The sequence below is a fragment of the Cytobacillus kochii genome, assembly GCF_044790165.1.
Lineage (GTDB): Bacteria > Bacillota > Bacilli > Bacillales > Cytobacillaceae > Cytobacillus > Cytobacillus kochii.
Genome location: NZ_CP085254.1, coordinates 1,063,005 through 1,085,435, shown reverse-complemented (window position 1 = coordinate 1,085,435; position 22,431 = coordinate 1,063,005). Strand labels below are relative to the sequence as shown.

26 protein-coding genes, 1 pseudogene and 2 riboswitches are annotated in these 22,431 nt (G+C 35.8%); of the genes and pseudogenes, 8 read left to right on the top strand and 19 right to left on the bottom strand.

Translation table 11 applies throughout. From position 1 onward, the window contains the following. Positions 1-343 precede the first annotated feature (343 nt). Positions 344-1,414, bottom strand: a complete 1,071-nt coding sequence (locus LG276_RS05875) for a low specificity L-threonine aldolase (RefSeq protein WP_251162881.1) — start codon at positions 1,412-1,414, stop codon at positions 344-346. A gap of 132 nt (positions 1,415-1,546) precedes the next feature. Beyond that, on the bottom strand, positions 1,547-2,461 hold the full coding sequence (locus LG276_RS05870) for an NADP-dependent oxidoreductase (protein ID WP_404293807.1): 915 nt from the start codon (positions 2,459-2,461) through the stop codon (positions 1,547-1,549). A gap of 139 nt (positions 2,462-2,600) precedes the next feature. Here LG276_RS05870 and LG276_RS05865 point away from each other — a divergent pair, with 139 nt between their 5' ends. Continuing rightward, positions 2,601-3,104: a hypothetical protein gene (locus LG276_RS05865; RefSeq protein ID WP_289433056.1), complete on the top strand. Its 504-nt coding sequence runs from the start codon at positions 2,601-2,603 to the stop codon at positions 3,102-3,104. Positions 3,105-3,134: 30 nt separating this feature from the next. Here LG276_RS05865 and LG276_RS05860 read toward each other — a convergent pair whose 3' ends face one another. The 5 genes from LG276_RS05860 to LG276_RS05840 form a co-directional block, all read right to left on the bottom strand. Further along, on the bottom strand, positions 3,135-3,545 hold the full coding sequence (locus tag LG276_RS05860; RefSeq protein WP_251162878.1) for a MarR family transcriptional regulator: 411 nt from the start codon (positions 3,543-3,545) through the stop codon (positions 3,135-3,137). An 82-nt stretch (positions 3,546-3,627) separates the two neighbouring features. Next, a complete protein-coding gene (prpB, locus tag LG276_RS05855; RefSeq protein WP_224934934.1) occupies positions 3,628-4,533 on the bottom strand; it encodes a methylisocitrate lyase in 906 nt (301 codons plus the stop codon). Between the two features lie 13 nt (positions 4,534-4,546). Continuing rightward, positions 4,547-5,986: a 2-methylcitrate dehydratase gene (prpD, locus tag LG276_RS05850; RefSeq protein ID WP_404293805.1), complete on the bottom strand. Its 1,440-nt coding sequence runs from the start codon at positions 5,984-5,986 to the stop codon at positions 4,547-4,549. Positions 5,987-6,002: 16 nt separating this feature from the next. Further along, positions 6,003-7,124, bottom strand: coding sequence for a citrate synthase (gene mmgD, locus LG276_RS05845; RefSeq protein WP_341108185.1), 1,122 nt, complete (start codon positions 7,122-7,124; stop codon positions 6,003-6,005). Beyond that, a complete protein-coding gene (locus tag LG276_RS05840; RefSeq protein ID WP_095370286.1) occupies positions 7,069-7,344 on the bottom strand; it encodes a hypothetical protein in 276 nt (91 codons plus the stop codon). The genes mmgD and LG276_RS05840 overlap by 56 nt, the downstream gene beginning before the upstream one ends. 162 nt (positions 7,345-7,506) lie before the next feature. Continuing rightward, positions 7,507-7,710: riboswitch (cobalamin riboswitch) on the bottom strand. Between the two features lie 321 nt (positions 7,711-8,031). Here LG276_RS05840 and LG276_RS05835 point away from each other — a divergent pair. Both LG276_RS05835 and LG276_RS05830 read left to right on the top strand, forming a co-directional pair. Then, positions 8,032-8,382, top strand: a complete 351-nt coding sequence (locus tag LG276_RS05835) for a MarR family winged helix-turn-helix transcriptional regulator (RefSeq protein ID WP_404293802.1) — start codon at positions 8,032-8,034, stop codon at positions 8,380-8,382. Positions 8,383-8,399: 17 nt separating this feature from the next. Continuing rightward, positions 8,400-9,611, top strand: a complete 1,212-nt coding sequence (locus LG276_RS05830; RefSeq protein ID WP_404293799.1) for an MFS transporter — start codon at positions 8,400-8,402, stop codon at positions 9,609-9,611. Between the two features lie 59 nt (positions 9,612-9,670). On the opposite strand, the gene LG276_RS05825 is transcribed toward LG276_RS05830, so the two are convergent. After that, positions 9,671-9,856, bottom strand: coding sequence for a hypothetical protein (locus tag LG276_RS05825; RefSeq protein ID WP_224934926.1), 186 nt, complete (start codon positions 9,854-9,856; stop codon positions 9,671-9,673). 89 nt (positions 9,857-9,945) lie between these two features. Here LG276_RS05825 and LG276_RS05820 point away from each other — a divergent pair, with 89 nt between their 5' ends. Further along, a complete protein-coding gene (locus tag LG276_RS05820) occupies positions 9,946-10,815 on the top strand; it encodes an aminoglycoside phosphotransferase family protein (protein WP_404293796.1) in 870 nt (289 codons plus the stop codon). A gap of 76 nt (positions 10,816-10,891) precedes the next feature. Here LG276_RS05820 and LG276_RS05815 read toward each other — a convergent pair whose 3' ends face one another. Further along, the gene (locus tag LG276_RS05815) at positions 10,892-11,716 is read right to left on the bottom strand and encodes a MetQ/NlpA family ABC transporter substrate-binding protein (RefSeq protein ID WP_251162873.1); all 825 of its coding nucleotides are present in this window, start codon (positions 11,714-11,716) and stop codon (positions 10,892-10,894) included. 89 nt (positions 11,717-11,805) lie between these two features. Then, a riboswitch (SAM riboswitch) is annotated at positions 11,806-11,916 on the bottom strand. Positions 11,917-12,157: 241 nt separating this feature from the next. On the opposite strand from LG276_RS05815, the gene LG276_RS05810 reads away from it, so the two are divergent. Next, on the top strand, positions 12,158-13,321 hold the full coding sequence (locus LG276_RS05810; RefSeq protein ID WP_404293793.1) for a pyridoxal phosphate-dependent aminotransferase: 1,164 nt from the start codon (positions 12,158-12,160) through the stop codon (positions 13,319-13,321). 277 nt (positions 13,322-13,598) lie between these two features. On the opposite strand, the gene LG276_RS05805 is transcribed toward LG276_RS05810, so the two are convergent. The 7 genes from LG276_RS05805 to LG276_RS05775 all read right to left on the bottom strand — a co-directional run bounded on the left by LG276_RS05805 (position 13,599) and on the right by LG276_RS05775 (position 17,819). Beyond that, positions 13,599-14,372 carry an STAS domain-containing protein gene (locus LG276_RS05805; protein WP_224934918.1) on the bottom strand — a complete coding sequence of 258 codons (774 nt, stop codon included), beginning with the start codon at positions 14,370-14,372 and terminating at the stop codon, positions 13,599-13,601. Then, positions 14,359-15,009 carry a B12-binding domain-containing protein gene (locus LG276_RS05800; protein WP_224934916.1) on the bottom strand — a complete coding sequence of 217 codons (651 nt, stop codon included), beginning with the start codon at positions 15,007-15,009 and terminating at the stop codon, positions 14,359-14,361. Before LG276_RS05800 ends, LG276_RS05805 begins: the two co-directional genes overlap by 14 nt. Beyond that, positions 15,006-15,377: a hypothetical protein gene (locus LG276_RS05795; protein ID WP_224934914.1), complete on the bottom strand. Its 372-nt coding sequence runs from the start codon at positions 15,375-15,377 to the stop codon at positions 15,006-15,008. The genes LG276_RS05800 and LG276_RS05795 overlap by 4 nt, the downstream gene beginning before the upstream one ends. Next, entirely contained in the window at positions 15,374-15,679 is a 306-nt protein-coding gene (locus LG276_RS05790; protein ID WP_224934911.1) for an antibiotic biosynthesis monooxygenase, read from the bottom strand. The genes LG276_RS05795 and LG276_RS05790 overlap by 4 nt, the downstream gene beginning before the upstream one ends. Before the next feature lie 9 nt (positions 15,680-15,688). Then, complete coding sequence (locus LG276_RS05785; protein WP_404293789.1) at positions 15,689-16,186, bottom strand: GNAT family N-acetyltransferase; 498 nt, start codon at positions 16,184-16,186, stop codon at positions 15,689-15,691. A gap of 563 nt (positions 16,187-16,749) precedes the next feature. Then, a complete protein-coding gene (locus LG276_RS05780; protein ID WP_224934906.1) occupies positions 16,750-17,355 on the bottom strand; it encodes a TetR/AcrR family transcriptional regulator in 606 nt (201 codons plus the stop codon). Between the two features lie 29 nt (positions 17,356-17,384). After that, complete coding sequence (locus LG276_RS05775) at positions 17,385-17,819, bottom strand: DUF5392 family protein (protein ID WP_224934904.1); 435 nt, start codon at positions 17,817-17,819, stop codon at positions 17,385-17,387. Positions 17,820-18,187: 368 nt separating this feature from the next. On the opposite strand from LG276_RS05775, the pseudogene LG276_RS05770 reads away from it, so the two are divergent. From LG276_RS05770 to LG276_RS05760, 3 genes and pseudogenes are all read left to right on the top strand, one after another. Beyond that, positions 18,188-18,364 (top strand): annotated as a pseudogene (locus LG276_RS05770) (MerR family DNA-binding transcriptional regulator); the annotation flags it as partial. A gap of 33 nt (positions 18,365-18,397) precedes the next feature. Next, complete coding sequence (locus tag LG276_RS05765) at positions 18,398-18,616, top strand: hypothetical protein (protein WP_251162868.1); 219 nt, start codon at positions 18,398-18,400, stop codon at positions 18,614-18,616. Positions 18,617-18,754: 138 nt separating this feature from the next. Further along, positions 18,755-20,089: a hemolysin family protein gene (locus LG276_RS05760; RefSeq protein WP_224934902.1), complete on the top strand. Its 1,335-nt coding sequence runs from the start codon at positions 18,755-18,757 to the stop codon at positions 20,087-20,089. A 21-nt stretch (positions 20,090-20,110) separates the two neighbouring features. On the opposite strand, the gene LG276_RS05755 is transcribed toward LG276_RS05760, so the two are convergent. The 3 genes from LG276_RS05755 to LG276_RS05745 all read right to left on the bottom strand — a co-directional run bounded on the left by LG276_RS05755 (position 20,111) and on the right by LG276_RS05745 (position 22,426). Beyond that, positions 20,111-20,329 carry a hypothetical protein gene (locus LG276_RS05755; RefSeq protein ID WP_263624089.1) on the bottom strand — a complete coding sequence of 73 codons (219 nt, stop codon included), beginning with the start codon at positions 20,327-20,329 and terminating at the stop codon, positions 20,111-20,113. A gap of 262 nt (positions 20,330-20,591) precedes the next feature. Beyond that, positions 20,592-21,785, bottom strand: coding sequence for a thiolase family protein (locus LG276_RS05750; RefSeq protein ID WP_404293786.1), 1,194 nt, complete (start codon positions 21,783-21,785; stop codon positions 20,592-20,594). Beyond that, entirely contained in the window at positions 21,782-22,426 is a 645-nt protein-coding gene (locus LG276_RS05745) for a 3-oxoacid CoA-transferase subunit B (RefSeq protein WP_224935716.1), read from the bottom strand. Before LG276_RS05745 ends, LG276_RS05750 begins: the two co-directional genes overlap by 4 nt. Positions 22,427-22,431: the final 5 nt, after the last annotated feature.

Genomic DNA, 22,431 nt, shown 5'->3' with positions numbered 1-22,431 from the left:
ACGGTACCCTTTTTTTGAGAAGATTCATTATGTATACATATACTAATATAAAGGCTACTTCAGAGGTCCATTACAAATTTTATAGAAGGAGGAATGTCCATTGATATCATTTAAAGTTCTACTTATCCTTCTCATCTTTTTATTTTCAATCTTGATAAGCTTACTTTTCAGAAAACTCACCTTTCAGTACATTGATAGCATTGTCTTTCTTCTCATATCTATCGCCTCTTGCGTTTCTATATTTTTCCTAAAAGGAAGTCATCAATATTTCTTCCTAATAGCCTGCATAAGCAGCTTTTTGCTTTCCTGCATATATTTTTTTCTCTCATTCTATGAATAAGAATTATATATTTTGTTTGATTGTTAAAAACATTTTTTCTATTACTGTTTCTGGTATCACCGTAACTGCATCACCAAAACTAATTTCAGCAAAATACTCGTTATCTTTCTCTTGAATTCTAGATGTGATACCCACACCACATTCCTCATACACCATTTTCAACAATTGTTCTATATCCTCGATGTCTTTTTCAAAATAAAGATGGAACATATTTGATTGGGGTACTTTTGGTTTTGTATGTAAACCAGTTATTTGATTAAATCGCTCAGCGAAAAATCGTGATATTTCATAATATCGCTTCATTTTATCTTTTCTTTTTTCATAATAATAGTCTGCTGGAATGATATAAGGGTAAAGACTAATGAGGTCTCCGCCGAACCTTCTTTTCCAAACCTTTGCTTCTTCAATAAGAGACTTATCACCGGCTAAAATTGCTCCAGCGATCCCACCTACACCTTTATAAAAAGAAAGATATACACTGTCAAATAATGCACTTACTTCTTCAGCACTCTTTTCATAATATGGCAGCACTTCTAATAATCTCGCACCATCTAAATGTAGTTTAATATTATTTTCGCGGCAATGATCCGCCATTTGCAGAAGTTCTGAAAATGGGGGCACGGACCCACCTATTTCTCTCTGCGGCAACTCTAATAACAATGCAGCGAATGAATCATCTAAGTGACTAATCTCTTCATACCCTACAGGTCTACTTTCTTCACTGACGAATGTTACATCAAATTGATGCAGCATCTGAGGGCCATCTTGTTCATGAATTTCTAGGTGACTTAATGGATGATAAGCAATTTTTTTTGATTGTTTTTTATCACTCCAGATTCTCAGAGCAATTTGTTGCGCCATCGTTCCACTCGGAAAGAAGACTGCTTTCTCTTTGCCTAATAATGTTGCCATCTTTTTTTCAAATTCTGCAATGATTTGACCTTCGCCGTAAATATCGCTTGTAACATCTTCCTGGACATGTCGGAAGGCTTCTTTAAGCACTTCCACTTGTCGCACTCCATGACCGCTTAAAGTGTAGAGTGATTTTTGATAAATATCTTGCAATAGTGTCAAAGGTAGCGACCTCCTTATTCTGAATTTTCATGAATTATTATAACATGCCTAGAGGTGTTTGATAGTTAGAGAACTTCGCGTTACGAAAAGATTGTAGTTATTTTATCAAACTCCAAAAAATCTTAACTACTTTTATCCTCGATGGCAGACAACCACTTCCCCCTGACAGTGACCATATTGTTTTTTTATGTGGGCTTTTTGTATACCTTCAATGTTCAGCGGATACACATGTGCCAAAACTGGAGTTAGTTTACCTTTTTCTACTAATTGTTTTATCTGTTCTAACCCCTTCTTAATTGAGTATGTAGTAATATATCTTATTGACAAACATTCTTTATCAACGACTTGATCTTTCGGTTTTGTGAATTTTATCACTTCTGCTGCTGGCTTCAACCACCTTAACGCACTTAAATATGGATAGCTTTGTCCAATTGTATCAATTAGTAGATCAAAGCGTCGTTGCTTATAAATAGGATCCAGACAATCCCCATCAATATGGATTACATCTTTCTGCTTTACATCTTCGGAAAGTATGCCTACCACTGTTCCCATTGCCTTTAATATTTGAATGAGCATCAAAGCTACATTCGTTTGGCTACCTAAAATTAGAACATGGCTTCCTTCCCTCACCCTCCCCTCTACTGTTGCTTGCCATGCCGCTATACTACTTTCTAATAGAGCAGCCGATTCAATGAATGTTAAATTATGAGGCATGAGACAAACATGAGAAGATGGGACTATCGTTTCGTTGGCATATGTACCATATACAGAAATAGTTGTTAGAAAGAATACTTTGTCACCAATTTTAAACTGGGAGACGTCTTTTCCAATTGCTTTAATGATTCCTGCTCCGGAACTTCCTAGAATGATGGGTAAGTTAAGATTGTCGCTCAAACATTGCCCGGACCTTAATTGCCAATCACTCTCTAACACTCCACTCGCTTTTATTTGAATTAATATCTCGTCATCACCAACTGGTGGTGTTACTAATACAATGTCACGTAATTGGTGAATATCGCCAAATTGATGAATGCCAATTCCCTTCATAGAATGCCTCCGCTTATTATTTCTTTTTATATTGTTCATTTTTACCAACTAGATATATTCTTAAAAATACATCTTGCACACATAATTTTATTGATGTATCACATTCTAATGATAATAAGGTTTTTAGAGGAGGGTAAACTTGAGTGCAGCTAATTTCTTTCGTGTATTTAATGCCATCATCTTATGGGGAACGATGTTTTTTATTCCTGGTAAATCAATTAAAAGGTTTCTTCCTGTTACTTTATTTTGCTCTTGCATCCTTTTAATTGAAACATTATTATCGTTTGTTTTTAAATGGTGGAGAGTAAAGGGCGGAAAGAAATATATGGTTTATGATTCAATTGCCTTTATATTGGGGCCATTTTTTACAATTAATATTTGGGTGTTCCATTTAACATACGGAAAGTTTTTTCGATATGTCGGGCTTAATCTAATTATTGACCTTTTGTTTGCCTATCCTTTCAATGCTTTCTTTCAAAAAATTGGTCATTATAAACTGTACAAATTCACATCATTTTCATTATTTATTTCTGCTTTCGCCTATTCATTAATTAATTACGGCTTCCAATTATTATATGAACGATATCCGAAAGATCATATAAAAATGGATAAGGTGAGTAAAACAGAACTTACTGTTAAATGACCTTATCCTCTTTTATTCGGGAAAAAACCATTAGATAATTTTTGCTATTTTTTCAAGAGAAGTATTAATGGTAGATACTTGCTGTTGAAGAGAACATAATTGTTCATACGAATAGGCATTAAATAAGGCATTAATATAGAACGCTCCCTCTTGTGTTAAACGAACACTAACAATTCGACGGTCATTATGTGCTCTACTTTTAGTTACATAGCCAAGTGCCTTTAATTTATCACTCATATTCGTTGCAGCTGCTGGGGACATATAGAAATCTGTAGAGATATCCGTGATTTTCATTTCACCACGTTTTTTCAACTTCATCATAAGCCAAATAAGGTTATCATTGAGCGTTTCTTTTTTATGCAATAACACATTAATAAAGTATTTATTGCTGGCCATTTCCCCAATAAGATGCTGTATAATCATTTCATTCCTTGCGTTCATTTTTTCATTTCTCCTAATCTTTTATGAAGTAAAATAATTAAGGAAGATTGACGCTCGGCTGTATAACCGAACGCCTAGACAATTATTCTTCTGTCAATATTGTTTTTGCTAATGTATCATCTAATTCTTCAAAATCATCATAGCTGATTGTTTGATATAGTTCTTTTCTTGTTTGCATATTAGCAAGCGCATCTTTTTGTGAACCTGTTTCTTTAATGATATTAAAAACGTTTTCATATGCCTTCGCTGCCACTCTTAATGAAGTAACAGGGTAGATAACCATTTGAAAGCCCATTTGTGAAAATTCATCCGCTGAGTAGTAGGGAGTCTGACCAAATTCAGTCATATTTGCTAGTAAAGGAATGGAAATCGCTTGTGAAAATAGACTAAACTCTTCTTCCGTTTTTAATGCTTCCGGGAAAATAGCGTCCGCTCCAGCTTCTGCATATGCTTTCGCTCGTTCAATCGCTTCATCAAGTCCTTCCACCGCTCGTGCATCTGTTCTTGCTATTATCATTAGATGAGGGGCAACTTCTTTAATCACTCTAATTTTTTGTATCATTTCTTCTGATGTTACTAGCTGTTTTCCATTTAAATGGCCACATTTTTTCGGTAACTTTTGATCCTCTATCTGCACAGCAGCCACTCCAGCTTCTTGCATTTCCACAGCTGTTCTTGCCGCATTTAATATCCCACCGAACCCCGTATCAATATCAACAAGTAATGGTAAATTAGTTGCTCGAATAATTTCTTTCGCCCTCTCTGCCATCTCAGCAGATGTAACCATACCTAAGTCTGGCAGTCCTTTACTTGCCGTATATGCAGCGCCTGATAAATACAAAGCATGAAAGCCTGCTTGTTTTGCCATTAAGCCTGCCATTGCATCATGTGCCCCAGGTATTTGCAATATATTCTTATCTAGCATTTTTGAACGAAATTGCTCAGCTAAATCTTGTTGAGTCACAGGTTTATGAACAATCCATGCCATCTTGCATCCCCTCCTAGATTAAGAATAAATTCATAAATTCATTCACTGGCATCTCTTTTAACGTTTCTTGATCGGAAACAGCTCCAGCAATGCTTGTTTGTGCCTTGTTAGAAAAATGAGTTTTAATATTATACTCAAACTTCTGCAATACTTTTGGAATCGCTTCGTCACGGCGGAATCGGTGACCTAATGGATATTCACATTCAATCTTCTCAGAAGAAGTTCCATCTTTATAATAGATTTGAACAGCATTAGCGATTGAGCGCTTGTTCGGATCTAAATAATCCTTCGAGTATTGCAGATCTTCCACAACCTCCATCTTCTCTCGTAAGCTGTCTACTCGGGGGTCGCTAGCTACATCATCCTCATAATCCTCAGCGCGAATATTTCCTTTTAATAAACCAATAGCTGTAATGTACTGAATACAGTGATCGCGGTCAGCTGGATTATGTAATGGACCTGTTTTATCGATAATCCTAATCGCTGATTCATGTGTGGTAATCGTAATTCGATCGATATCGTTTAAATCACCTACATCACCATTTTGATGAAGTGAAACGGCACACTCTGCTGCAGTTTGCGCGTGAAATTCCGCCGGATAAGAAACTTTGAATAATACATTTTCCATTACATAAGCACTGAACTCTCTTTGTAGGGTAAGTTTTTGCCCTTTAAACAGAACGTCTTCAAATCCCCAGTTAGGTGCAGATAAGACACTGTTATAGCCCATTTCACCTTTTACTGCCATCATAGCTAACTGAACACCCCTACTTGTCGCATCTCCAGCAGCCCATGATTTTCTTGAACCCGTATTTGGCGCATGACGATATGTTCTTAATGCAGAATTATCCACCCATGCAAGTGATAATGCATGAATCACTTCTTCTTTTGTTGCACCAAGCATCTTTGCCGTAACAGCAGTTGTTGCCACTTTAACAAACAGTACATGATCTAACCCCACGCGATTTAAACTATTATCTAGCGCTAATATTCCTTGAATTTCATGAGCCTTGATCATCATTTCCAGGACTTCAATCATTTTAACTGGCTCTTTACCTACTGAAAGACGTTGCCTACTTAAATAATCTGCAACTGCCAAAATGCCACCAAGGTTGTCAGAAGGATGCCCCCATTCAGCAGCTAACCATGTATCATTGTAATCCAGCCAGCGAATCATGCAGCCAATATTAAATGCACCTCTAATAGGATCTAATTCAAATGATGTACCAGGGACTCTTGTTCCATTAGGTACAACCGTTCCTGGCACAACAGGACCAAGTAGTTTGGTACATTCAGGATAATCAAGCGCTAATATTCCACAACCAATTGTATCGAGCAAGATATAATGTGCCGTGCGATAAGCCTCTTCACTTGTTATTTCATAATCCAATACATAATCAGCAATTTCCGTTAAAATAACATCGGTTTCAACCTTTTCATTCGTTTTCAGCATTTACTCGTACTCCTCCTCAATTTGGTAAGGTATGACGTGCACCTGAATAAATGACCCGCGGTCTAAATAAGCGGTTGTTTTCATGCTGTTCAATGACATGGGCACATAAACCAACCGTTCTTGCACTAAAGAAAATCGGTGTGTAAAGTGGGATAGGAATTCCTAACATGCCATAAACCGGTGCGGCATAATAATCTAAATTAGGGTATAGTCCTTTCTCTAGCTCCATGATTCTTTCTCCTGCTTCACATTTTCGAAGCAACGAATCATCTCCATGTTGTATGGATAACTCCTGTAGAGCTTCCTTCATCATTAATGCTCTTGGGTCCATTTTTTTCATATAAACTCTATGACCAAAGCCCATAATCTTTTCTTTTTTAAATAGTTTTTTATAGAAGAGGCCTTCCAAGCCAGCGACACTTTCCGCTTCATTCAACATGTACATAACCGCTTCATTCGCACCGCCATGCAAGCTACCTTTTAAACTTGCAACTGCACCCGTTAACGCTCCAAATAGATCGGATTGTGTAGAAGCAATTACTCTTGCTGTAAATGTTGAGTTTGGCATTTCATGTTCACTATATAAAAGTAATGACTGGTCAAATACTCTTTCTTCTAAATCGGAAGGTACTCTACCAGTTAACATATAGAAAAAGTTGGCACTATACGATAGGGATTTATCCGGTTCAATTCTCTCCAGACCTTGTAATATACGATAACTGTTAGCTACAATTGTCGGAACTCCTCCAAGTAGGCGATAAGCTCTTTCTTTATTTGCTTGCTTCGACCTATCTTCTAAGGTCGTATCATATCCAGCCAAGCTCGAGATGCCAGTGCGGAGCCCATCCATTGGATGTGTTCCTTTTGGCAAATGAGTAAAAACCTCCATGACGGCCGTCGGTATTTCATAATAGGACTTTAACGTATTAGCTAATGAAGTTTTTTCCTCGTCTGTTGGTAATTGATCTTCTAGAAGTAAATGGATAATATCTAAATAGCTTTTCGTTTTTGAAAGTTGAATTAAGTCATAACCTTTTATGACAATCTCTCCATGAACAGTATCTAAAAATGAGATGCCGGTCTCAGAAGCTATGATTCCCTCTAACCCTGGTATATACTTCTCCTCCATGCTCACAATCATTTTCCTCCCATCCAATTACATCATGCCTGACAATGCTGTAAGCCCTTTCAGCATTCCTTAAATATATTTGGATCTTCTCTTCTTCTACAGAGAGTGTTCGGATGTCTTCTTTATACTGATCTAATACTTTTCTTAAACTATAACTCTCAGCAGAATAGCTGTTCATCATGATCGTTGATTTCATTATGTTCACATAATAAGGAACGGTTCCAAACAAAGCTTTTTCCTCCGTTCTTGCTCACCTTTTTACCATATCAATCCATTAAAAAAACAACTTCTAGAAAGAAGTTGTTAAGTTCAAACGAATACTAAAATAAACATGCGACTTTGGCATGTATTCATTACCCGTACTTAACACCTCCTATATCCACGTAGGAATTGATGTTTACACTAAACAGGCAGGTCTCCTGGCTTATGGTCAACATGATACGAAACCTTCCCATCTCCAATTTTAGGAAACAGTGGTATCTTTCATATCACTCGCAAATACAGTTGCGGGACAGCGACGGAATCCAACCGTACTTCCCTTTTAAGTAAATAGACAAGCTAGCATTCTATTTACACCTATTTTTGAAAATATTAAGTTGTTCTATTTAAATATATCAATATTTTAGAAAATTGACAATTATTTTCTTAATCGCACTACTTTTCACTTTAAAATTAACACTTTTTATTATAACAATTTAAATGTCGCCTACAAACATATCTTAAAAGAAATACAATTTTAACATAACATTTACCATTTTACAGAAAAAAAGCTATCGCCCATAGACAGACAAGACGGCTTTTTGTTATAGTATATTAGTTACCATTGATAACTATTTTAAATGAGGTGAACATTATTATTGCTAGCCAAAGGTTCTTTCATCACTTTATGATGCTTTATCGCCCTTTTGAGAATAGATTGAACAGCTTATTAACGAAACATCAATTACAACGGGCACAGTGGACAATCCTCTATTATCTCTACCATTTTGGTCCAACAACTTTAGTAGAGATTGCTGCGTATCAAGGTGTTGAAAAGCCAACAGTCACGAGGACAATAAATCAGCTTGAGGAATATGGATATGTAGAAAAAATCCCAAGCATGGATAAACGTGAAAAGAAAATGAAAATAACGAACGAAGGTGAGCGTATATACAAAAAAATCCGCATTCCGATTGATCAGTTCGAAATGGAAATATTAGAGGGAATCACACCTGAAGAACAAGAAGAATGTATTCGTATTTTTGATAGTATTAAAAGTAATTTGTAAGGAGGAAGAAAAAGAAAATGAGTTCAACAAAAGAAAAATTATGGACCAAGGACTTTATCACCGTTTCTTCCGTAAACTTTTTTCTAACATTAGTGTTTTATTTATTAATGGTTACGATTGCCGTGTATGCCGTTGAAGCACATCATGCAACCGCCAGCCAAGCTGGCTTAGTTACTGGCATATTTATTATAGGAACATTGGTAGGAAGATTGTTTATAGGTAAATATATTGATCGTATTGGACGGAAGAAGACTTTAATCATTGGCTTACTATTATTTAGTTTATCAACAAGTCTTTATTTTATTGAAATTGATGTCAATTTCTTACTTATTACCCGCTTTATCCACGGTTTAACATTAGGGATGGCAAGTACAGCAAGTGGTACAATTGTCGCTTCAGTTATTCCGCAAACAAGGAAAGGTGAAGGAATCGGCTATTTTAGTATGAGTAATACTTTAGCTACAGCAATAGGACCTTTTATCGGTATGTTAATGAGTCAATACACAACTTTTCATACGATTTTCATTTTTTGTTTGATTCTTGGTATTATTGGCCTACTTATCGGGTTAACGGTGAATGTGAAAGAGTTAACTGAAGATCAGAAAGCTCAATTTCACTCATCTGGTTTTCAATTATCTAGCTTTATTGAACCAAAGGCACTTCCAATTGCACTCGTCACATTAACAGTCGCATTTTGTTATTCAAGCGTCTTGTCTTTTATTAACTTTTATGCAATTGAAAAGGACTTAGTAAGTGCTGCTAGCTTTTTCTTCTTTGTCTATGCCATTGCTGTCTTACTATCCCGTCCTTTCACTGGTAGGTTAATGGACAGCAAAGGGGCAAATTATGTGATGTATCCAGCGTTCATTTTATTTGGCGTAGGTCTATTTTTACTTAGTAATTCAGCAAATGGTGTTATGCTATTAGTGGCGGGGGCTTTGATTGGCTTAGGCTTTGGTAATATGCAGTCTTGTACACAAGCGATTGCGGTCAAATTAACGCCACCCCATCGCATGGGGCTAGCTACTTCTACCTTCTTTATCTTTCTCGATGGTGGTTTAGGTTTTGGACCCTATTTATTAGGTTTACTGATTCCTATTACAGGCTACAGTATGTTATACATTTACATGGGGATTGTGTCGATTGCTTCAATTATTCTTTACTTTTTAGTTTATGGACGAATCGAACACAATGGGAGTAAACAAGCACATCAAACAGCATCAATGTAAAATAAGGTATGCTATAATTAAAGAAGAGACTCCAAGTAATGGAAGTCTCTTCTTTCTAATTAAAATGGTTTATTCGGTTCATATGTCGGTTGTTGATTCTTCACTTCATATTCATAACTTTTCTCCATTGCGGCTTGTACTTCTTCTGACTGTTCTAATTCTGTATCCATTTGATTGTATTGTTGAGCTTCATTTTGAGCAGCAATAATTTTCTCATCCACTTGATTATCATACTTTTTTTCCATTGCATTCACTCCCCTTTTATAAGATGTCTCGCCTATTTTCCCCCTCAAAAAAACGATTTATACAAAATAATAAAAAAGGAGACTGTTCCATGAAGGAATTAATTAAAAACCATCTCCCGCATCTTCAGGAAATACAGATTGAAAGCAATCATTCTGGTTGGGATCATCATATCTATATTGTCAATCAAACATATGTCATCCGAATACCAAAAACCAAACAAGTATTAGTGAAAATAAAAAAGGAAATAAAGCTAATTCACCAGCTCACATATCTTTCTTCAATTATTGAAATACCAAATTATCTTCCATTTTATAATAAAGACGGACAAATGATTGGTGTTTTTTACCACTTTATTAAAGGACAAGCATTATCTCATTCATTGATTACTCCTCCTTTATATGAAGCCAAGCGGCTAGGAACATTTCTTACAGAATTACATCGTCTGGATATAGATGAAGCAAAGAAATGTAATATAGAAGAACTACATAGTGAAAATTATTGGGAGCAATTACATCAAGCCCTGATTAAAAAAATATTTCCGTTCTTAAAAGACGCAGAAAAAGAAGAAATTGATAAAATGTTTTTAGCGGTGTCAAAATTTAAAGAAGCAAAAGTGGTGATTCATGGTGATCTAACAAGTGCCAATATCCTTTATCATCCAAGCAAAAAGGAGATATCAGGAATTATAGACTTTACAGATACGCAAATAGGGGACCCGGCGTTTGACTTTGCAGGGCTATATTGGGATTTCGGAGATCAATTCACTAAAGAAGCTCTTGCATCTTATCAAACAAAATTCAATAAAGATGAAATGTATAGAAGAGTCACTTCCTTTTATGGCTTACAACCAATATTTCACGAATGGTTGAAAAACGTCAATGACCAAGATGAAAAAGCTGTTCGACAATCCATAAATATAGGAATGACCAAAATACAAATTATGCACAGATCAGTTTAACAGTATTCTACAACTATGATTAGAAACCGAACAAATCCATATAAATTTGTCCGGTTTCTTGCTTGTTATTACTTCGTTATTCCATCCACGTTGGCTTTCCAAATCCTTGAAACTCTTCGTCGATAATTTTTTCAAATTCTGCAGACTCAACCACTTCTTTTAAGTCTTTCGCGTATTGTTTATCTTCAAAGTCTGCTTTAACTGCAACCACATTGCGATAATCATCAAGCATATTTTCTAGTGTTAATGCACTTAATAAGTCCATATCGGCTGCCAACGCAAAGTTACCTGGAACTGCAGCTAGATCCACACCCTCTAGAGATCTTGGTAATTGTCCTGCTTCAATCGGTTGAAAAACTAAATTCTTTTTATTCTCCTTCACATCTTTTTCAGATACTGTTAGTGGATCGGCGTTTTCATCAATCGTAATTAAACCTTCGTCATTTAACGTATTTAAAGCGCGTGCTGCATTCGTTGGGTCATTTGGAATGGCAATGGTTGCACCGTCTTTAATCTCATCAATTGAATTAAACACATTCGAGTAAATCCCCATTGGGGCTGTTGGGACAATAATTAATGGTGTTAAGTCCATGTTATTTTCTTTCTCGAAATTCTCCAAATAAATTGTATGTTGGAAAAGGTTAGCTTGTATATCATCTTCATTTAAAGCTTTGTTAGGTTGGATATAATCACTAAACTCTACGACAGTTACTTTATATCCCTTTTCCTCTAGACCAGGTACAATAGCTTTCTTCAACATATCACTATAAGGACCGGCAGTAGCGCCAATTTTTAGTTCTTTCGTTTCATCCACCTTTTCTCCACTCGTGTCTGAACCTCCGCCACATGCTGTTAGTAAACAAATAGTTGCAATGAATAAAACAATTAGCCACTTTCTCATTATGTTTCCTCCCCATAGCTGTAACCAGAATTTTAACCAATAAAAAAAGCCACTATTCATCATCTGAAAGAGGCATTGATTTATATTCCGCCTTATCTTTCAGAATGAATGGATATCATTCTGCAGGAATTGGCACCTTCCCAATATTGGGGGTTGCCGGACGTCATAGGGCCTAGTCCCTCAGTCACTCTGGATAAGCTTTTCATTTAATTTTTATGATATGATATTACTACTCTCTTTTATTTTTGTCAATGTTCGAAATAATGTTACATCCAACCTCCCTAGAAAACGGGTTTAGTAATCCAACTATCTCTCCTTTATTCTTTTAAAACAAAAAAGGAAAGCGAATATTTCCTTTTGTATAAAATTAACTGGACAATTTGTCTTTTTGGTTATAAAATGCGTTCGTATATAGATTAAATGAATGAAGGTGGATTAAAAATGGAATTATCGCATCGTTTGAAGCAATTACCTCAACAATTTTTTGCTTCCCTTGTTCAAAAAGTTGCTGCTGCAAAACTTGAAGGCAGAGACGTTATTAACCTAGGACAAGGCAATCCCGACCAGCCAACACCTGCACATATTGTACAATCACTTCAGCAAGCCGCAGAAGACCCAATGACACATAAATATTCTCCTTTTCGAGGAATTAATGAATTAAAGAAGGCCGCTGCTTCCTTTTATAAGCGTGAATATGGGGTAGAAATTGATCCTGAAAAAGAAGTAGCTATCCTTTTTGGCGCTAAAGCAGGTTTAGTAGAAATCCCATTATGCCTACTCAATGAGGGAGATCTAATGCTCTTACCAGATCCAGGTTACCCTGATTATGAATCTGGTGCGGTTTTGGCAAATGTAAAATACGAAACCTTTCCTTTGAAAGAAGCCAATCAGTTTCTACCTGATTACTCACAATTTACAGAAAAACAAAAAAAGGATGCCCGCCTACTATTTTTGAATTATCCTAATAATCCAACAGGCGCGACAGCTGATTCCACATTTTTTGAAGAAACTGTTGCTTTTGCTAAAGAAAACAACATGACCATCTTGCATGATTTTGCTTATGGTGCTATCGGCTTTGATGGGAAGAAACCTGAAAGTTTCTTAGCCACAGCCGGAGCGAAGGAAGTTGGTATTGAAATGTATACATTATCAAAAACATATAATATGGCTGGGTGGAGAATTGGATTTGCGGTTGGAAATGAACAAATCATTGAAGCCATCAACCTTCTTCAAGACCATATGTATGTAAGCTTATTCCCTGCCATACAAAAAGCTGCTGCCGATGCATTAAATGGGGATCAAACAAGTGTAGACGAACTTGTTGCTCGATATGAGAGACGTAGAAATGCATTCATGAACGCTTGTGAAAAGGTTGGCTGGCACGGCAAGTCTCCTTCAGGATCGTTTTTTGCTTGGATGCCAGTGCCTGAAGGATACAATAGTGAAGAATTTGCTGACTACTTACTGGAAAAAGCAGATGTAGCTGTTGCCGCTGGAAAAGGCTTTGGGACCTTTGGAGAAGGTTATGTTCGGGTTGGATTACTTGTCGATGAAGAACGATTAATTGAAGCAGTAGAAAGAATTGGTGAACTCAAATTATTTTAATATAAGAGGTATAGCAACTACAAACCTAGCCCATAGAAACATGTTAACTTAAGTTCCAATGGGCTAGGTTGTTTTATTAACGATCTCAATCTCCATATTCTCTTCCTTTTAAATTCGCATTCCCGTTACAAAGGATCATCTTCATTGTTGCATATGTCTTTACTTAGATTTTTCAAAACATGTCGTTATCCGGCAATCTTTTCTTTTAACAAAGCCACCCCATAAACACCGCGCACCCCAATACATTTTCCACGTACCCTCTCAGGTTAATCAATGTTTATATAGCATGATTATTTATCACTGATTGAAGAAAACTTTGTAACGATTGTTCCGTATGAACAACATTTCTTAATTGATAAGGTTGAAGTGCTTTTGCTAGCCTCGGATTTATACCAATGAGCCTCACTTCTCCACCTGTCATTAGAAGAATGCTCTTGATTAAAACCTCTAAACCGCTCGTTCCCTCATTATATACTTTAGCAACCGCTGTTAAATCAATCAGTATCCACCTGTAGTCATGATCTGACAGACGGGCAAGCGTTTGTTCCATAATCGTTGTAAATTTATCGCCCGTCATATCACCAAACAAAGGGATATAACATATCTCTTTTGTTAAAGAGATAAAAGGACCTGATAATTCATCCAACCTTTGCAATGTTTGTTCTAATGTTTCCTTCTGCTCATAAAGTTCAAAATCTGTCTTTGCTAATCTGTTTTGAAGTGCTTGTAATTTCTCCATTAATGGTTCATTATCATCATCTTTGTATAAAAATTGCATGGACGCATTACCTTGAAAATCCCAGCTGATATGAATATCAAATAGTGCTATCGGTATACTTCTTGTTTTTAAATTAGCTTCAAATCTCATGCTTTTTTCTGGTATGGCAGCTACCCTTTCAAACTTGGAGATACTCCCTTCATCAACTATACTTTTAATCGTACCTTCTGATAAATCAAAGACTTCATCCGCTTTAGATGTATAGCTAATGATTTCACCATTCTTATTAGCCAGTATATACGGTATCGGCAAATGTAGATCAATTAATCGCATTTTTCCTCCCCTTCGTATTAAAAGCAGTGATCCATTTATCTACAGCATATAAGTTTGAAATAATTTCCGGTTTTATAGCAGTAAAAGAAGCTAAATCATATAAATTCGTCAATCTTCCACCTAATAGAACCCTAGGTTTCTTTGGTAAATAAGAAAAAGCTTCCATATATTCCGTAAGTGTCGGTAAATGAGTAGCAATCGAAACTGATAAGCCAATTACATCTGGTTTCCAATCCTTCGCAGCCTGCAAAGCATATTGTACAGGTAAATTTGCTCCTAAAAACTTGGTTCTCCAGCCATTCTCTTCAAATATACTTGCTACCATCTTTAATCCCAAATAATGTTGCTCTCCTGATAAACAAAGAAACATGGCGGTCGGTGCAGCCGTGACAGGTTTAAGCTTGTGCTTTGCAGCTAATCTTGAAAGAATGAAATCGCAAACTCCCGATGCCAAATGTTCATCTGCAACTGTAATCTCAAAATTTTCCCATTTAAGACCAATCTTAACCATAGCTGGTGTAATAATATCTTGATATATTTCTACATTGGTCAAATAATCGAATTGCTCAATATATTCCCAAGCATCAGCAACAGCTCCAGATAAAAGGATTTCTGCTAGTTCTTCTCCTCTCGTCACTGTGCCTCGCCTCCTTGAACATCTCTTAAAATAGAGACAGCCTCTCCTAACAAACCAATATATGCAGAACTAATTTCACTTTCTACCATCATACATTTCTCTAATTCCTCTTCTAAAAAAAGAAAATTATCAATCAAGGTTTGCGTCGTCATACCATGTTTAATTAAGATACCTCTTAACCAAAGGGCATAGTCAGTGAAAATCTTTGACGTATTTAATTCCATTGCCGTCTTTAAATAATCTAAGTGGTGCATATTATCAATAAATGTTTGATTTCTCCCACGTTCACCATATCGTTCAATTAATGTAGGGTCCTCTTGAAATATCCTTTTTGTTACCTCTTCTGCGATCATTTCATATTTACTCACTTTACCACAACCTTAAATTGCGACACTTTTGGAATGACTGCTGCTAATTCTTTATCTGGATACTTCTTTTCAAGATCATGAATTCGTTGAAAATCTTTACTTCTTACCCATCGCAAATAATCTTCCTTTGTTTCAAAAATTAACTGTACTGTCAATTCTCCTTTACGTTTATCATTCTGGAGCAACATAAAGTCGACGAACCCATCTGCTTTATCAACTAGACGTGAACGATTCTTATATATTTCAATCACTTCATCTGCTTTACTTTCATTTACATCAAAAGTTGAGAATACGGTATACATAACTTCCCCCTACACATTTGGACTTGTGTTACTTCTCCATTCCATTACAATGGTTGGAATACTAAATCCGAAAATGGAATCATTCATTTCTCCTAGTTGTTTAAACCCTTTTGAATGATAAAAATCCAAAGCAGAATCATTTCGCATAACAACAGAAACCGTAATTTTATTGACATCATAAAAATATTCAAACATCGCTTTTAGTAGGGCTGTACCAATACCTCGGTGGTGGAAACTCGGCAAAATATATAAAGCACCTAATTCGATTTCTTTCTTAATATTTATTAATGAAAAATGAACGAAACCAATCACTTCTCCTTCTTCTTCAGCTACCAATAAAACCGAAGTAGATATACTTTCCATTAAAGCGTCTTCAGTATATACAGATAATAAAAAATCAACCTGTGTTCGCTCGGGAATTAAGCCTTCATATGCATAACGCCAACTCTCCCTAGCAACAGATTGGATTTGTGTACTATCTTTTCTTGAGAATAATCTAATTTTCATGTTCGATACCCACTAAAAGGAAGGAAATTCCCTTAAACGTATTTTATCTATAATTGTAACAGGAAATGAAGTTTAGAAAAAGGCAAAGGCAAGAATGGTCTGTTTCATAAAATAAACAAACGTAAGTTTTTGCTCAAAGCTTGTTCCAAAAAATCATTCTATTGTATAATAGGACTAGATAAAGGCATATATTAGAAAAGATCGGTGGTGCGGCAACACCGTCCGATCTCGCAATAGCATTAGCCAATGAACAATTGACACCATCCACCTATACATGAGGTGGATTATTTTTTATCATCGTTTTTGAATTGTAGCACAGCCATTATTAAACTTGTAAATGTACAAGCAAACACCAATGCCTCAAAAACTGACAAAGCAACACCCCCCTTCTACGGGGAATAATGGCTATATTGACTATTGCTATTCTTATTATAGCACCACTATGTATATTTTTGGAATTTTGTGAAAAAATCACATAGATGCGATCTTTCAGTAGCAATTCAGCAAAAAAAGAGTTGAAACGAAAGAATAAATTTTCATTCCAACTACTACTCATTTCATCATTATTTTTTAAGTCCCCGTTTTAAGAGAGTGATTTCTAACTTAAAATTTCTTAGTGCATCTTCCTTCGATTGATCCTTAGAAAATGTTTCAATAATACTCCGTAGTAAAACAGAAGTAAGTATTTTCATTAAATACTTAAACTCGTCCTGATTTGAGATATGCAATATTTCTTTATTTACCTTTGATTCAAATTGGACAAACTGCTGATTCGTTTCATATCCCTTGAAACTTCGACCAAATTCATGTTCTACTTCATATGTCATATTTAAAAACAAATTTTTGAGAAAGTTCCGATTCTCATCTTGTTCTGTAATCACCTTTTCGAAAAAAGCAATCATCATTTCAAAAATATCCCCATTGTGCTTATTCAATAAAAAGTAAACTTCACTTTGATTCCTTTTTACTCTCTCTTCTAGCAAGTAAAAAAAAGCATCTTCCTTATCTTCAAAATATTGATAAAAACTCCCCCTTGGAATACGGGCAGATTTTACAATATTACTGATGGATGCTTGCGATAGTGGAACTCGAGAAAACTCTTGCTTCACAGCATTGATAAGCTTTTCGCGTTTTTCAATTGATAAATTATAAAAAGTGATTTTTGGCATTATATACTCCCCTCCCTAAAGGAATCAATCTAAAACGAGGAACGGCGCTGTTCTTCACGCAGGAATTCCATGAATTGTGCAAGCGCCATAACAGGCTTCTCATTAATAATTATGATATATCTTTTTTTCATTTGTTCAGTTGCTATTTTGCTTTCATTAATACGTTGGATCATATAATCAACGCTTATTTTCTCAATTGCTTTTCTGCGGATTTTCGATTCTTTTGATAAAGCCATACCTACAGCACCTAAAATGGAGTAGATGAGCAAAGTAATCCAAGTGTTTTCATCCATGGGCATGGTGAAAAGAACAATGATGATATTCATGATTGAGAAAACAACAAGCGGAAATGAAAATAACGAATAACGAGAAGCAACTCTCATCGTTGGCGCTAAACGTTCATTTAATAATTCAATTTCTTTCTTAACAAATACAGGCATATCAGTAAAAGGATTCATATTCATGTGAATGCCATCCTTCCTATTTTATTTAAAAATAAATAAGGTTTTCCCCTATCTATAGTTTCCCCTCACCTAATGGGAATACTGCCGGTAAATACATGCCGATGTTACCAAAATCAGCTGTGCATATTCCTTAAACCTTGTGGCTTTTTACATATAGAAGCCTTTATCCCTTGCAAACGAAGTTTCTTAACGATTTGGTTTAATGGCGTATTCAATATTTCCCCTCCCAAAAATGACAGTGTGTCATAATTAGTTTTAATCTTAAATGACAACGTGTCATATGTCAATTGAAAAACGATTGGATTTATTTTGTAAGTCGAAACTATTGTCAACTAAACTGGACAGGAGTATAATTTAACCATAACGTTATAGTTTGGAGGTATCACGTTGGGAACGAGAAACTAAAAATCGGTGAATTAGCAGAAAGAGTAAATTTAACTAAAAGAACCATTGATCACTATACAAACCTTGGGTTGCTTGAAGCAGAACGTTCTCCTTCAAATTATCGCTATTATGACGTATCAGCCATAGAAAGATTACATTTAATTGAAAAATGGAAATCAGAGGGTATGTCATTAGTGGATATTAAGAAAAAGTTGGATGAAAAAGATGTTCAAGAAGCAGAAGAAATTGATGTACGTGAATTAAGAATTAAGATTAATGGGTTAAAGGATGATGTTTCAGAGGTGCTTGCCCATTTAAACAAGACTGATGTAACAAGTCAGGAGTATATTAAGAAAAATGTCTCTTCCGAAAGTATGTCCCTTATTCAAACATTGCTTTTACTCTTAAAATAAACAAATAAAAAGGCATTGCTTATAGGAAAGTTGGACAATGTAATGGTAAGACATGAATTCTCGTCACTTCCTGAGACTTACATTCATGAAGCAAAATATAGGAGGTGAAAGTCTTACCAAAAGTAAGACGATTACATTTTGACGGTAACGTTAAATTTAATATTACTTGTTATACTTATTGCTTTAACTGCTTTTTTCGTGTCGACGGAATTTGCAATAGTTAAGGTTCGAATGTCTAAGATTGATCAATTGATAGCGGAAGGGAATAGTAAAGCTGTCTCAGCAAAAAAAGTAGTCACCCATTTAGATGAATATCTATCCGCATGTCAGCTAGGAATCACTGTAACAGCACTTGGATTGGGGTGGTTAGGTGAACCCACAGTACTCAAGTTATTACAGCCATTATTTAATAATTTTAATCTTAATGCCTCTCTTACACATGTGATTTCGTTTGGTGTATCATTTGCGATTGTGACTTATTTACATGTGGTCCTTGGTGAATTGGCCCCAAAAACGATCGCTATTCATAAGGCAGAAGCCATTACTCTTGGTTTTGCTAAACCTATTATTTGGTTTTACCGCATTACCTATCCTTTTATTTGGGTGTTAAATGGATCAGCCCGTCTAATTGTAGCTCTTTTCGGTTTTAAACCCGCATCTGAGAGCGAAGCAGCACACTCGGAAGAAGAGTTACGAATTTTAATGTCTGAAAGTTATAAGAGTGGGGAAATCAACAAAAACGAATTAAAGTACATGAATAATATATTTGAATTCGACGAAAGAGTAGCGAAAGAAATCATGGTACCACGAACAGAAATTATTACTTTTTCTATCGATGATTCCTTTGAAAACCTTAGAAATATTATTAAACAAGAACGTTACACTCGTTATCCAGTTGTCGACGGTAATAAAGATAATATTGTCGGTTTTGTTAATGTTAAAGAGTTTCTCACCGCAAACCTTCAGCCTGAACAAACAAAGAAGCTTTCTATACATGATTTCATTAATCCTGTGTTGCGCGTTATTGAAACCATTCCTATTAACGACTTATTAATAAAAATGCAAAAAGATCGTATACATCTCGCAATCTTAATGGATGAGTATGGTGGAACGTCAGGATTAGTAACCGTTGAAGATATTGTTGAAGAAATTGTAGGTGAAATTCGTGATGAATTTGACGAAGATGAAATTCCTGAAATTCGTAAGATAAAAGAAGGCCATTATATTCTTGATTCTAAAGTATTAATTGAAGATGTTAACCATTTGTTAGACCTTGACTTGCCGGATGATGAGATTGATACAATTGGAGGATGGTTCCTCACATTAAATTTTGATGTTAAACTTGGTAGCCAATTAGAGTTAGATGGATACTTGTTTACTGTAACCGAAATCGATGGTCACCAAATTCATTATCTCGAGGTAAAAAAAATGGATGATCCTATCATAATAAACAAAGAGCCGCTTATTGATTAATGAACGGCTCTTTGTTTTCACTTATACTAACTTTTTATCATCGAGTTTGAGCTGTGCTTCTAATTCTCTTCTCATTTTATCCGTTTCTAATAAATAATTTTGATGTTTTAGTTCTTCTAATTTTATTTGATCTTCAATTATTTTCGCCTTTAATTCGGTTTGAGAACTTAAATGGCTAGTAATAATCGCAACAATCGGTATACCAAAAATCATTATGACTGATACTAATCCAATAATCATTCTGCCTATCCCTCCTCTAACAAATCGATCTTATTTACTATATTCTATGTTCAAACAGCATTTCCTTTACTCTTAAACAACAAATGAGGTAATGCTTCACTTATCAAAAAGCAAAGTCCTGACCTATATTCATTCATTTATGAAGTTACTTTCTTGGTACGAACCTTTATATATATACGGTTTGTGCGTAAAGAAGTTTCATTTTTCAGGTATGAATGACTATTTCAAAATAAAAAGGACACCGTCAATCGATGTCCATTGGTTAAATTTGTAAATTTTCTATAATGGTGGATATACCAAGTCCACCGGCGATACAAAGTGTAACAAGAGCATATCTCTTTCCTGTTCTCTCAAGTTCATAGATAGCCTTTGTTAAAAGAATTGATCCAGTAGCTCCAATTGGATGCCCCATAGCAATGGCCCCTCCGTTCGGGTTTACTTTTTCTATGGGTAATCCAAGCTCTTTTATAACAGCTAGAGCTTGAGCTGAGAAAGCTTCATTTAACTCAATAATATCCATATCCTCTATTGTTAAATGAACTTGTTTTAACGCCTTTTGTGTGGCAGGTACAGGACCTATCCCCATATATCTAGGGTCAACACCAGCAGCTGCTTGAGCAATGATTTTCACTTTCGGTTGAATTGAGAACTCATCTGCTTTCTCCCTTGACATCAAGAGTAATGCAGCTGCACCGTCATTTCTACCACTGCTATTACCTGCAGTGACTGTCCCTCCTTGTTTGAATACGGGCTTCAGCTGTGAGAGTTTTTCTATTGTCGTTACACGGGGATGCTCATCCACCATAAAAGTAGACGATTTTTTTCTTTCATTCACAGTGTAAGGAAGAATCTCCTTTTCAAAAAAACCAGCAGCAATAGCTGACCTTGCATTTTCTTGGCTTCTTAGCGCAAATTCATCTTGCTCCATTCTTGAAATTCGATACTTTTCTGCTAAGTTTTCAGCTGTCATCCCCATCGTTAATTGACCATATTCTTCCACAGGTTGTGAACCAGGCTGACTTTCCGTATTGGGATCAAGTAAAAGCCCATTTTCTGACTTAAGGCCGAAGCGAATATTCCGCATATAATATGGTGCTGTGCTCATAGATTCCGCTCCACCTGCAATGACAACATCGGCGAATCCACTCATGATTTGTTGGGCAGCTGAGTGAACGGATTGTACTCCTGAGCCACATTGGCGATGTAAAGTATAACTTGGTATACTTTCAGGAAAACCCGCTCTTAATGTAGCTAGCCTGGCTAAATTAGAAGCATCTGCACTTTGTTTTGCTTGTCCGATAATAATTTCATCGATTTCATTTTTAGGTACCTTCATCTCTTCCATTAACCCTTTAAGTACATGGCTAGCTAAGAAATCGACCGTTTCATTACCTAAACTACCACCAAGTTTCCCAATTGCTGTCCTCTTCGCTTCCACAATCACTACATCTTTCATCGCGCTTGCCCCCCGTTATTATGCCAATCTTCCTTAAAAGGAGCTTTCGTCTTTTCTCTTATTTCTTCAATAGAGCTATTTGGCATAATTTCTATACAGTATAATTCTCCATTTCTCACCTCAAAAACAGCGAGCTCGGTAATAATTAAATTGACACTTCTTGTGGATGTAATTGGATAAGTACATTCTTTTAAAATTTTGCTCGTATCATCTTTGGATGTATGAGACATAGTCACAATAATTTTCTTTGCCCCTGTAAGTAAATCCATTGCACCCCCCACACCCATAATATTTTTTCCTGGCACTGCCCAATTGGCAATTAACCCTTTGGCATCCACCTGTAATACACCTAATATCGCCACATCTACATGTTGTCCACGAATCATAGCAAAGGATTCCGCACTATTAAAATATGAAGCTCCAATGGCTTCACCTACAGGTAACTTACCAGCATTCACTATATTTGGGTCAATATCAGCCTCGTTAACATCCGTTACCCCTAATAAGCCATTTTCTGTATGGAAAAATATATCACCATCTGCAATATGATTGGCAACAAGAGTCGGAATACCAATCCCCAAATTGACAACTGAGCCACTTTTTAGTTCTTGAGCAGCACGTTTAGCAATTAAATTTTGCATTTCAT

Bases quoted from the DNA above. Each gene is read 5' to 3' on its own strand.
- LG276_RS05825 (WP_224934926.1), bottom strand. From the start codon at position 9,856: ATGGAAAAAAAGTATGATAATCAAGTGGATGAGAAAATTATTGCTGCT.
- LG276_RS05805 (WP_224934918.1), bottom strand. From the start codon at position 14,372: ATGCGATTAATTGATCTACATTTGCCGATACCGTATATACTGGCTAAT.
- LG276_RS05830 (WP_404293799.1), top strand. From the start codon at position 8,400: ATGAGTTCAACAAAAGAAAAATTATGGACCAAGGACTTTATCACCGTT.
- LG276_RS05775 (WP_224934904.1), bottom strand. From the start codon at position 17,819: ATGAATATGAATCCTTTTACTGATATGCCTGTATTTGTTAAGAAAGAA.
- LG276_RS05750 (WP_404293786.1), bottom strand. From the start codon at position 21,785: ATGAAAGATGTAGTGATTGTGGAAGCGAAGAGGACAGCAATTGGGAAA.
- LG276_RS05810 (WP_404293793.1), top strand. From the start codon at position 12,158: ATGGAATTATCGCATCGTTTGAAGCAATTACCTCAACAATTTTTTGCT.
- LG276_RS05820 (WP_404293796.1), top strand. From the start codon at position 9,946: ATGAAGGAATTAATTAAAAACCATCTCCCGCATCTTCAGGAAATACAG.
- LG276_RS05870 (WP_404293807.1), bottom strand. From the start codon at position 2,461: ATGAAGGGAATTGGCATTCATCAATTTGGCGATATTCACCAATTACGT.
- LG276_RS05780 (WP_224934906.1), bottom strand. From the start codon at position 17,355: ATGCCAAAAATCACTTTTTATAATTTATCAATTGAAAAACGCGAAAAG.
- LG276_RS05745 (WP_224935716.1), bottom strand. From the start codon at position 22,426: ATGCAAAATTTAATTGCTAAACGTGCTGCTCAAGAACTAAAAAGTGGC.
- LG276_RS05790 (WP_224934911.1), bottom strand. From the start codon at position 15,679: ATGTATACCGTATTCTCAACTTTTGATGTAAATGAAAGTAAAGCAGAT.
- LG276_RS05755 (WP_263624089.1), bottom strand. From the start codon at position 20,329: ATGATTATTGGATTAGTATCAGTCATAATGATTTTTGGTATACCGATT.
- prpD (WP_404293805.1), bottom strand. From the start codon at position 5,986: ATGCTGAAAACGAATGAAAAGGTTGAAACCGATGTTATTTTAACGGAA.
- LG276_RS05860 (WP_251162878.1), bottom strand. From the start codon at position 3,545: ATGAACGCAAGGAATGAAATGATTATACAGCATCTTATTGGGGAAATG.
- LG276_RS05785 (WP_404293789.1), bottom strand. From the start codon at position 16,186: ATGAAAATTAGATTATTCTCAAGAAAAGATAGTACACAAATCCAATCT.
- prpB (WP_224934934.1), bottom strand. From the start codon at position 4,533: ATGGCATGGATTGTTCATAAACCTGTGACTCAACAAGATTTAGCTGAG.
- LG276_RS05815 (WP_251162873.1), bottom strand. From the start codon at position 11,716: ATGAGAAAGTGGCTAATTGTTTTATTCATTGCAACTATTTGTTTACTA.